This is a genomic window from Armatimonadota bacterium, assembly GCA_017993055.1.
In the GTDB taxonomy this organism is placed as follows: Bacteria; Armatimonadota; UBA5829; order DTJY01; family DTJY01; genus JAGONM01.
The window spans coordinates 1-11,305 of record JAGONM010000061.1 but is presented as its reverse complement, the minus strand read 5'-3'; the positions used below and the strand labels follow the sequence as shown (position 1 = coordinate 11,305).

General features: G+C 64.5%; 7 protein-coding genes. 5 read left to right on the top strand and 2 right to left on the bottom strand.

The features are described from left to right. The 4 genes from KBC96_14950 to KBC96_14935 form a co-directional block, all read left to right on the top strand. Positions 1-1,998: hypothetical protein (locus KBC96_14950; protein ID MBP6965692.1), on the top strand; the 1,998-nt coding region annotated here is incomplete at its 5' end. A 44-nt stretch (positions 1,999-2,042) separates the two neighbouring features. Continuing rightward, complete coding sequence (locus KBC96_14945) at positions 2,043-3,278, top strand: hypothetical protein (GenBank protein MBP6965691.1); 1,236 nt, start codon at positions 2,043-2,045, stop codon at positions 3,276-3,278. A gap of 228 nt (positions 3,279-3,506) precedes the next feature. After that, positions 3,507-5,018: a hypothetical protein gene (locus KBC96_14940; GenBank protein ID MBP6965690.1), complete on the top strand. Its 1,512-nt coding sequence runs from the start codon at positions 3,507-3,509 to the stop codon at positions 5,016-5,018. A gap of 29 nt (positions 5,019-5,047) precedes the next feature. Beyond that, positions 5,048-5,566 (top strand): GyrI-like domain-containing protein, encoded by a 519-nt coding sequence (locus KBC96_14935; GenBank protein ID MBP6965689.1) that lies wholly within the window; start codon positions 5,048-5,050, stop codon positions 5,564-5,566. 40 nt (positions 5,567-5,606) lie between these two features. On the opposite strand, the gene KBC96_14930 is transcribed toward KBC96_14935, so the two are convergent. Next, positions 5,607-7,343 (bottom strand): hypothetical protein, encoded by a 1,737-nt coding sequence (locus KBC96_14930; protein ID MBP6965688.1) that lies wholly within the window; start codon positions 7,341-7,343, stop codon positions 5,607-5,609. 127 nt (positions 7,344-7,470) lie between these two features. Here KBC96_14930 and KBC96_14925 point away from each other — a divergent pair, with 127 nt between their 5' ends. Further along, entirely contained in the window at positions 7,471-9,366 is a 1,896-nt protein-coding gene (locus KBC96_14925; protein MBP6965687.1) for a PD40 domain-containing protein, read from the top strand. Between the two features lie 116 nt (positions 9,367-9,482). Here KBC96_14925 and KBC96_14920 read toward each other — a convergent pair. Next, on the bottom strand, positions 9,483-11,305 hold a 1,823-nt coding region (locus KBC96_14920), incomplete at its 5' end, for a hypothetical protein (GenBank protein ID MBP6965686.1).

Genomic DNA, 11,305 nt, shown 5'->3' with positions numbered 1-11,305 from the left:
ACCTTCGAGGACTTCAAGTGGATCGGCGACTACAACCTCGTGCTCGGCCCGAACTTCTTCTGCCCGCACCTGACCTGGTACTCGATGCGCGGCCGCCGGAAGCGCGACTATCCGCCGAACTGGAACTACCAGCAGACCTACTGGAAAGAGCTGAAGCCGCTCAACGACTACTTCACCCGAGTGGCATCGGCGCTCAAGGCCGGTACCGCAAGGCCCGACGCGCTGATCCTGCACTCGATCGAGACCGGCATGGCCGGCCACCGCTTCGGGCTCAACGTGCGGAAGGATGTCAACGGCCAACGACCGACGATGCCGGCCGATGCGCCCGGCGAGGACTGGGGCGCGGCCCGGGGAGCCGAGGGCGCTCTTCGCAAGACCCTCGACGCCGTCCTGAACGCAGGCTACGATGCGGATCTCGGCGATGAGGTGCTGATCGGCGAGATCGGCTCGGTCGAGGGCGACCTGTTCCGCGTTGGCGAGATGATGTACCCCGTCGTGATAGTCCCGCCGGCCGCAACCTGGCGCCCAAGGACGTTCGAGCTTCTCAAGGAGTTCGTCGGGAACGGCGGCAAGGTGCTGCTCCTGGGCAGACCGCCGACGGAGATTGACTGTGAGCCGGCTCGCGAGGAGTGGCGGTCGTTCGCCGCCCAACGCGGGGTCCGGACGATACCGTGCGGCGTCATTCACATACAGAACGCGCTCGACGGAGTGTCTCAGCGGACCTATTCACTCCGCGGCCCGGACGGGTACGCCGTCCCGAAGCTCTACCTGCAACGCCGGGTTGACGGGGATCAGGAGATCTTCTTCATCGTCAACTCAGACCGCGAGCGCTCGCACGACTACGTCCTGACGCTCCACGGCAGAACCGGCGTCCCGATGGCCGTCTGGCATCCCGTCGCCGGCACGCGGGCAAAGATCGTTCCCGACGAAGTAGACGGCGACTCCCGCTACTCGTTCGCCCTCGCGCCGGGCGGCTCGACGCTCATCGTTGTCGGCCTCGGCTCGGTCAACGGCGCGGCACCCGAGCGCGCGCCGGTAGATCTCGCGCACGGAGAGGTTGTCCGCCTCCTCGACGGCTGGCAGTTCGCCCGGTCCGAGAAGAACGTGCTGGTCATGGAACGCCTCTCCGCATCGCTCGACGGCGGCAAGACCTGGTGGGACGAGGATATGGAGTTCCGCATCCGGCACTCGCTGGCGAGGCGGTTCGGCACGTCCGATGCTCTTCAGTGGCAACCGTGGGTCGCCATCCGCAAGGGCGACTACGACGGCAAGGGCGGCCCCGTCGCCCTGCGATATCGGTTCCGGAGCGCGATCGCCCATCCGAAGAGCGCCTACCTGGTGATCGAAGACATGCACAAGGGCGAGGTTATCGTGAACGGCAAGAAGCTGGACCTCTCCAGGATGGGATGGCACTGGGACCGGGGATTCGGCCGCGTCGAGATCACCGATCTCGTCAGGAAGGGCGAGAACGTCGTCGAGTTCCGGTTCCCATACGACTTCCTCAGCGAAGTGGAGGCTGCGTACATCGTCGGCGACTTCGGCGTTCGGTTGGCGACTCCGTACGAGGGCGAGATCGCAGACGAGCCGGCCGAGCTCGAGGACGGCTCGTGGGTCGAGCAGGGCTACCCGTTCTACTCGGGCATGATGACCTACCGTACCACGATTGACGTTGCCGCCGATGGGAAGTCCACCTGGCTGCGGCTCGTCCGGCCCTCAGGGATCATGTACAAGGTCCGCGTGAACGGGCGGCCCGCCGGGAAGATCCTCTGGCGGCCGTTCGAACTCGACCTGACGCCGTTCGTGAAGGGTGGAATCAACGAACTCGAGATAGAGGTCGTCGCCAGCCGCCAGAACTCGCACGGCCCGCTACACGAGACCGACGGCGATGACTTCATCGGCTGCAGCCCGCACAACTTCGAGGGTGAGGGGGCGATCCGCGAGGAGCTCAGCCTCCACGATTACGGCCTCCTCGGCGGAGCGGAACTGATACGCCTGTAGCGGTCCGACGTGTTCGACACGTCCGACCGGTCAGAGGCACAACCATGCCGTTCGATCCAGGAGACAAACAGGTCCTTCGTCAGTTGGCGGCGAGGGTCGCCGAAATAGGCCGTCATCCCCGCCAGGCCGAGCGGCGGGAGATGTGGAAGCGCCACAACGGCCTCAGGAAGACCAAGCCGATGGTGCTGATCTTCCCCGAGGGCGCCTGGGGCGAGATTCTGCCGCACGACATACTCCAGTGTGCCGACGGCCTCGCCCGCGGGATCGAGTGGCATCTCCGGCACAAGATCTACTACTGGGAGCACCTCCGCGACGACCAGGTCATCGAGCCGCGAATAGATATCGGGCTCGTCTGGTCGCACACCGGCTGGGGACTCCAACCGGGCTACATACACAGCGGAGTCGAGCGGGGCGCGTGGCATCCCGACCCGCCGATCAAAGATCCGTCGGACCTGGCCAAGCTGAAGTTTCCCGACCTCGTCATAGACGACGAGGCCACCCAGCGCAACTTCGAGCAGGTCGCCGATGCGGTCGGCGGCGTCATCGAGGTCCGAATCCACCGCCGGATGCACATCTGGGGCGAGTCGAGCATCGTGCGCGAGTTCGCCCTGCTCCGCGGCCTCGACCAGATCATGTACGACATGATAGACCGCCCGGAGTGGGTCCACGAGGCGATGTCGTTCCTAGCCGAGGGCACGATGCGGCTCCTGGATCAGATGGAGGCGTACGGCAAGCTCGACCTCGCGAACGAGGACGACTACGTCGGCTCGGGCGGCGTGGCCTACACCGACGAACTGCCGAGCCCTGGGTTCGACGGGCGCGTGCGCATCAAGGACCTCTGGGGCTTCGCGGAGGCGCAGGAGATGTCGCAGGTCTCGCCGGAGATGCACGAGGAGTTCGCGCTCCGGTACCAGCGCCCGCTGCTCGAGCGGTTCGGTCTCACATGCTACGGGTGCTGCGAGCCGGTGACCGACCGCCTTCAGTACATCTTCAAGATTCCAAACCTGCGCCGGATCTCGGTCAGCCCGTGGGCCGACCTGCGGATCGCCGCCGAGCAGCTTCAGGACAAGTACGTGTTCTCCTGGAAGCCGAACCCGGCGCAGATCTGCGGACATTTCGACGAGGACCGCATCCGGAAGGACATCCGCGACACACTCGACACAGCGCAGGGCTGCGTGCTCGAGATGATTCTCAAGGACACGCACACCTGCGAGCGCGATCCGTCGCGCCTCTCGGCCTGGGTCCGCATCGCGCAGGAGGAGACCGGCGGCCTGGACTGATGATCTGTGGGAGGCGCCTCCATACGGCAATGGCTGGGACAGCCTCTCGGTATGCCCTGCGGGCTACTCGAGGAGGTCGGTTGTTCTGTTTCGCAACCAGGCCCCGACAGCTTCGAGTAGCGCAGCATATCGAGAAGCGTCCTTGGCGCACAGCCGTCGCCGACTGGAGTCGCCTCCAACATCATGCGTAGTGGCCGCGTCTCCGTGCCGGCCACCGGAGAAAACCGTATGCATACTGCGCACCTTATCTCAGCGATTCTCTTTCTGCTCATCGTCGCATCGGCCTACGCGGTCTACTCGCCGCCGGGTTTCGCGCTCGACATGTGGTTCATCAAGGAGAAGGGCCTCTGGCACCAGTTCGAGCTGAACGGCCCGCATCCGAGCGACTGGGACAAGCAGTGGCCGCCGCTCGATCAGGCCGACCGCCCGCCGCTGGCATGGTTCGAGCAGGGCATCTTCCACTCGACCTCGAAGGACCTCATCACCTGGCATGACGAGGGCGTCGCCGTCACGATCGGCAAACCCGGCGAGTGGGACGACGGCAAGATCGCGAGCGGAAACATCGTCAAGCGCGAGGGCACGTTCTACCTCTTCTACCCCGGCATCCGCGAGCATCCGAGGCCCGGTGAGTGCGCGACTCCAATCGGCGTTGCGACCTCGAAGGATATGGTGCACTGGACGAAGCACCCCGACAACCCGGTGATGGTCCCGGACGGCAAGATCTACGACCCCGCCGGCAACTGGCGCGATTGCAGTTTTCTGTGGGACGAGAAGCAGAGGATTTGGTACACCGTCGTCTGTGCGACGGCGACGGGAGCAGGCCCGATCGAGAGTCGTGGGTGCATCGCCCTGCTGAGGTCGGCCGACCTGATCCACTGGGAGGCGCTCCCGCCGCTGGTAATCTCCGACCGGTACACGCTGGGCATGGAGCTTCCGTTCCTCTTCAAGCACGGGAAGAAGTGGTATCTCGGCCACTCGATGTACGGCAACTATTTCTCGAAGGACTGGCTCGCTAAGCACCCTGAGGTCGAGGCGCGGGGCGGCGTGCACTACTTCATCGGCGATAGCATGTTCGGCCCGTTCGCGATCCCCGAGGACGACTGCCTGGGGTGCCAGCCCGACCCGCCGCCGTACGCCGTGCAGCTCATAGACGAAGGCGGCGATAAGCTCTTCATGCACTGGGGGCCGATCAGGTACGCGACTGCCCTCCCGAAGAAGGTCGAGTTCCTCCCGAGCGACCTGATGCGCCTCGTCTACTGGAAGGGCACCGAGAAGGCCCGCAAGGAATCCCTCGCAGGAGGCGATTCCAATCGCCGATACAACCTCGACGCCGATGCGTTACCCTCCGCCGACATCGGCACTCCGGCAACCGACTGCTTCTTCGAGGGCACGGTTTCGGGTGACGGCACGGTCGGATTCGCGCTCGGGAGTGCTCTCCTTGTGTCGGTTGATGTTTCGGCCGGCGTCGTGAAGTCGCTCAATCCGGCGGACCGCACCCCGCGCGAAGGCAGGGAAGGGAAGGTCTCGCCCGACGGCCCGATGCGCCTCAAGCTCGTCGCCGACGGGTCGGTCGTAGACGTCTACGCGAACGACATCTGGATGTTCTCCGAGCACTGCGGCCGCCCGGACCCCGATCAGGCGCGTCTCATCGCCCTCAGCGGCAAGGTCACGGTGGACAAGGTCCGCCTCGACCGCCTGGCCACCGGCAACCCGATCCACCGCTACGGGTTCAACTACTGACCGAATGACAACACTCGAGGAGGAAAACCATGCCCGGGGAAGACAGGTTCAAGGAACCGAGGATATTCGACATGCCGTCGTACACCATGGCGGTCGTCGAGAGCAAGGGCGATCCCAACGTCGTCGGCGAAGAGGTGTTTCCCGCTCTCTACGGCGCTGTCTACGGCCTGAAGTTCCAGCGACGCAAGGAGGGTCTCGAGGACTTCAAGGTAACAGGCCTGCGAGCCCGGTGGCCGGACGCGCATCTGCTGCCGAAGGATCAGTGGACCGGCCTCTGGGGACTTCCTATCCCTGACGGCACGACTGAACTGCCGAGGAAGGTCGAGAGTCCCGACGTGCGGATCGAGGTCTGGGAGTACGGCGCCGTGGCCCAGATACTACACGTCGGCCCCTACAGCGAGGAAGGTCCGACGATCGAGCACTTGCACAGGTTCATCGAGGAGAGCGGCTTCGAGATCGCCGGCCCGCACGAGGAGGAGTACCTAACGCGGCCGGACGCCAGAGAGCCGAAGACGTTCATCCGGTATGAGGTCAGGCGGAGGAAGTAACCAGTGACCGGTATTTAGTTGGGGTAGCACTGGTAGCTGGTTACTCGATTGTCAGCTTCAACACACACTCCCTGTGCCCGGGCGTGAAGGGGACTGCGACCACGATCCTTCCCTCGCCGATCTTCGCCGATCCGTCCTTTACGTAAGGATTGTGCGGCAGAGCCGGCCAGATCACCCGCGATCCCTCAGGCAGCGATAGCTTCCACCCCGCGTGCGAGATCCATCCGCCCGCTTCCTCGCTCGTCATCGTGAACGCGTCCTCGCCCAGTACCCGCTCCGGCGCATCTCCCGTACGCAGCGCTAGCCCGACGTGCGGCAGTAGAGTGACATGGCCCTCGACCGGCATCCCCGAGCGCAGGGTCGAGCGCACATGGATGAGCGCGGTGTCGTCGTCCACCGTCTCGACGAAGACATGGCATCTCTCATCGCCGTAGGTCAAGTTCAGTCCGATCGGGTCGTCCGGCTTGATGGAGGCTTCGGACGGGATGTGGAAGAGCGGTCCTTTCGGCGTGAAGTCCGGCGTCTCATCGCCCGGCTCGTGCTTCAGTAGCTCCGTGTCGCCGACCGTGAAGTTGCTCCACAGCGGCTGCAGCTTCGTGTTCCCGCCGCCGACTATCAGGCCGACGCGGTCGTGCCAGATGCTTGCCAGGTTCTGTCGGTCCTGAAGCCAGCGGCTCTTGGGGATCGGGCAGCAGTAGGCGGAGAGGCAGACGAACCAGGGTCCCTTCCGGCGAATCAACGCCTTGTCGTCGCTGAGCGAGAACGTCCGATCCGTCTCCTGCGCGGCGGTCGCAGTAGTCGGGCCTTCCTGCCCGCAGGCGATGTAGTCCGCCATGTTCTCGGCCGAGATCGGCAGATTCCTTCGCGCCAGGAGGCCCATCTGCTGGCTGACGAACCCGCGCCCCTCCGGAGTGAGGGTGAATGACACGTTCGGCCAGCGCACCGATCCGTGATACGGGTTGCGCTCGTCAACGGTCTCGACCGCCGAGCCGTTCGGGTAGATGAAGTTCGCATAGAACCCGGCGGCGCGCTCCAGCGCGGGCATGACCGATTCGTCGCCCGAGGCCGCGTAGTATATCCCCAGCGCGGTCGTGTAGACCGAGCCGTACATGACCACCGGCCCGTAGTTCTCCGACCAGAATCCGGCAGGGTCCTGCTCGGCTATGACCCTCCCGAGAAACTTCCGCGCCTGGTCCCTCCACTCAGGCCGATCGAACACCTGCCCGGCTACGTATAGTCCCATCGCGTGGAAGGCGGGGATGTTGTGTACCTTGACGAGCTGGGTTGCCGCGATGTTCGTGTATCCTCGGATGAGCGCCTCGTCCCAACGCTTCATCTGGTCGGCAGTCATGCCTTCGCGCACGAGCGCGTATGACCTGATCCAGGCGCCGTACGTCCAGGGCATGTAGATCTTGCCCCAGGTCGAGCCGTCCTTCTTTCGGAACTCCCACTGGCCGTTCTCGTCCGCGTCCTCTATCAGAGCGTCACCGGCGGCGACGATGGCGTCGAGCAGCCCCTGGTCGTGGTAATACGGGTTCTCGGGCGAATGAGTGGCCCAGGCCACGGCCAGCGTGAACATCACGTTCTGGTCGGTCACGATCCAGATGCCGGTCCCGAACCGGCCGGTATTCGGGTCCTGGCGTTTGAGGATATCCGGGACGCCGGCCGCCAGCCCGCGGATGAACTGCTCCCTGAACTTCAATTCCGGCGCATCGGACAGCGACCGCCCGGCCAACAGCATGGAGATGATGAGCGAGAGAAGCGCAAGTCTGGTCACGGCAAACCTTCCTGAGATGCGGATAACGTAGACTTAGCCGAGTCCCCGAAGAAGTCCTGCTCGATGACGGCTCTGCAAGTAACATACTATGAAGGGCCATCGTACATCTCATCGGAGGCCGTCCACCATGCGTATCTCGCGAAGCACCCTTCTGCTCGGCGTTCTGGCCGTGCTGATCATTCTGTCTGCCGCCTGGCATCTCGCGAACAGGCCGCCCGGGTCGGTAGCGCCGATCAAGCGTCCTCCTTCCGCGCCGACTACGCCGAAGCCCGCCGACGAGACGCTCGCCGAGATCCTCGAGCAGGGTACTGCCCGACCGGATCAGATTCACGCGCTCCTCGCGGCCGACAGGTCCCTGGCCCGTCCCGACGAGAAGGCCCTCGAGAAGCAGTTCCGCCGGATGCTTGCGTCGCCGCCCATCATCAACGTGGGGTACGACATCCCCGACCGCGACTACGTCCCGAAGGGCGAATATGCCTGGCTCCAGCCGCTCGCATCCGGGAAGGTCACGGAATCCGAGGATGCCATCCGCTGGTTCGAGTGGCTCGACGACGACACTCTCGTGTATTCGACCGCGAACGGCATCTACCGAAAAGACCTCGACGGCCCGCCGTGGGCGCTCGCGGAGAGGCCGATGGCCCGGATGAGCGTTCCGACCCTCTCGCCCGATCGGAAGTTGCTTGCGGCCGTAGTGCCGGGCGGCATTCTGGTGGTCGGGACCGAGTCCGGTGAGGAGCAATTCCATGCGTTCGAAAGGCCGATCAATGACATCACCTGGTCCCCGGACAGCCGCCTCGCGGGTTTTACCACCCGGACGGAGTTCTGGACGCTCGATCGAGTCGCGATGGTTTCCCGCCGTCTCCACCAGGCGGAGTATCTCCGGGGAGAGGAATGGATAGAGACGAGGTCCATGAAGGTTGTCTCGACGAACGACCCACAGTGGTCGCCGGACGGCCGGTACGTCGCCGTCCGCCAACTAGTGTCAGGCGACCCTGGATCGGACTACCTGTCATTCACCATACTGAACGGCCAGAGTGGAAAGGTCGTGCGCCGGGTCAACTGCTGGTATCGTACCTGCATGTCATGGTCGCCGGACAGCCGGACGATCGCCTACGGAGACAGCGGCGGAGATGCCGACGGTGTGGCGTTGGCCGTGGACATCGTCACCGAGCGCGAGCGGCTGAACTTCTGCGGCGGCACGGATACCGTCTACGGGCGCAGCGCCTGGTCCCCGGACGGGAAGTACGTCGCCATGGAGTTCCTGGGCAGAGGCTGGGAGGGGATCGCATACACATACCGGACGCTCGGGGTGTTCGAGCCGGTGGGGACCTCCGCCAGGCCGCGCCCGGCGGCGTCGAGACCCCTTCCGATGGCATGGCATCCCACGAAGCATCTCACCGCGAACGTCGTGGAAGCGAAGCTCGCGGGCCAGGACTATCGAGTGCATCCCGAGCGTCTGCCGACGGTCGGATGGACGCTTCGTCTCATTTCGTACGCGGCCCGGCCGAGCAGCAATCTGCCGTACACCGGCAAGATCCCCGACCGGTTCGAGTACGTCGCCCTCCCGCCTCTCGCCGGCCGGAAGCAGACGCCGAGGTGGTCGCCCGACGGCACGAAGCTCGCCGTGCTCTGCGACATATCCGGCAAGTACCAGGTGCACGTCACCGAGCCTGTGTCACAGTCGCGGAGTAGGGAGAACGCGGACACCTGGCTCGCCTCGGCGCGCGAGCATCTCAGTAGCGGCAATCTGAGCGGGGCCGTCCCGTGCCTTCAGAACGCAGCCAGGCTCGGCGCGCCGTCCGCCGCCCGTGTCCTGCTCGCGGACGCCTACCTGCGCCTTGCCGATAAGGAGAACCGCCTTGTTCAGCGCTCCCGGCTGCTCGACGGGGCTCTGTTCGAGGCCGCCCGCGTACCGTTTGGGTCGCTTGACGCGAGTATCCGCAAGCGGATCATGCAGGCCGTCGTCACCCGGGACTCCCTGTCCCGCGCATACTACCGCGTTGCGCAGGGCAGTGAGAGGTGATCGGTGGGAGAGAGAAGCGATGATGTTCGGGAGGGAGTTGCACTCCCTCCCGGTTCACACCTGCCGCGGTCCGGAGTACAACTCCGGCCCGAACGGTTGGTCTCACTGATCACCGGTCACTTTGCCACATACACCGCCAGGCGCACCGACTCCGGCGCGTAGGGCTCGATCTCGATCCTGTTCGATCCCGCTCTTAGGTGCTTCGATACATCTAGGCGGAACGGGCGGCCGATGATGCCTCCCGCGTACTTGCCGTTGACCTTGATGCTCGCGCCCTCCACGAGGTTCTCCATCTCCAGGTAGACCCTCGACTTGCCAAGCTGAGGGACCAGGCACGTCCCCTTGAACGGGTTCGCCGGCATGATGAACTGCCCGATGTTCCCCCACGGAGCGTCGCCGTACCCGGCGATGACCTGCGCTCCCGGCCACGCGGAGTCGTCGAAGCCGACCGACATCCAGCCCTGGACCTCCCGGTCCGACGCCTTCCACGACCCGTCAATGCTCCCGACGACCGGTTCGCCCGACTCGAGGCCGATCGAGTAGCGCCCGATCAGCCCGGCGGGGCTCGGCTTGTCCGTGATGTTGGTGGCCGCGATCGCGAGCACGTTGACGCCCGGCCTGAGGAACTTGGTGATCTGAACTTCCTTTGGTTTCTGCCAGGAGTTCACGCCGGGGTTGTTCTGACCGGCCTTCTGCCCGTTGACGTAGAGCACCCACTCGTTGTCGGCGCTGATAAGGAAGCGCCCGCCCTTGACCGCCCTGTCCGGCATGGTGATCTCCGCGCGGAACCACCTTGTGCCGGGCGGCGCATTCGTCCGCGGATCGGCCTCGGGGTACCAGACCCACGGAGATTCGAGCAGATTCGGATCGTCGCCGGTCTTCGGCTTGGCCGTGTTGCCCTTCACCGGGATGACCGACTTCGGCTTCTGAGTCGTGATCGCTTCCGGCCGCTTTGCGCCCTTGTTCGGATTGAAGACGATCAGCGCGCTTTCCATCGGCTCAAGCGTCAGTTCGAAGCCCTCTCCATCGTTCGGCAGCGATGTGATCTCGTTGCGCATCGGGTCCCAGCGCTCGGGATGCGCGTCGGCGCAATCGGCCAGAATCCGAAACCGCTTGGCCTCGCCCTCGTGCTGCTGGTTGCAGATGAGGTACACGTCCCTCCCCGACTTCACCCTGTGGAGCACATGCAGCCAACCGTCCGTATCGCCCTTGTCTACATAGAGCACCGGCTCGATCCATGAATCACCGGCCAAGACACTAAGAAGCTCCTTTGGGGTGATCTTCCCAGGAAGGAAGTATGAGCGTCCGCCGGCCTCGGTTGTCTTCTTCACCTCCAGTCCAGGCACACCCGAGCCCCAGATAGCATCAACGAGTGCTCCAACCTCAGACGATGTATGCCCGAGGGTCGCTGACTTGCTTGGGAGGAAGTCATAGCCCAAGACGATCCCGCCGCTCTCAAAGAACTCCCTGACCTTGAGCAGCGTGGGGTATGGAATGATCTCGACCGGCGGGACGATCAGCACCTTGTACCGCTCATCCCGGAGTGCAAGCTCTCTGCCGGAGAACTGCATATCCTTCTCGAACACCTCGTACGGTATCCAGTCGCAGTCGTAGAGCGCATCCTGGATCACGCCGGTCATGGCCTCCGGAGTGACCGACTTGCCGACGTACTTGCTCTGCCCGCAGAAGAGGAACGCGATCGGGCAGACGTGCTTCCCGCCGGTGAGCATCAGGCTCAGGCGGCTAGAGTAGTCCGCCCACACGCGATAGAGCGGCCATCGGGGTTCGGCGTCGTCCGCGTAGAAGTAGGGTGGGCAGTCGGTGTCGTTCGGCGCCTTCGGGTTGAACGAGTGCGGGATCATGAAGTTGACGCCGCGCACCTGATGCCAGTCGCAGAGCCACTTCATCTGCGGGTAGGTGATCCCCTGGCCGTACGCGC

Coding starts and splice junctions, on each gene's coding strand:
- KBC96_14935 (MBP6965689.1), top strand. CDS start 5,048: ATGCCCGGGGAAGACAGGTTCAAGGAACCGAGGATATTCGACATGCCG.
- KBC96_14940 (MBP6965690.1), top strand. CDS start 3,507: ATGCATACTGCGCACCTTATCTCAGCGATTCTCTTTCTGCTCATCGTC.
- KBC96_14925 (MBP6965687.1), top strand. CDS start 7,471: ATGCGTATCTCGCGAAGCACCCTTCTGCTCGGCGTTCTGGCCGTGCTG.
- KBC96_14945 (MBP6965691.1), top strand. CDS start 2,043: ATGCCGTTCGATCCAGGAGACAAACAGGTCCTTCGTCAGTTGGCGGCG.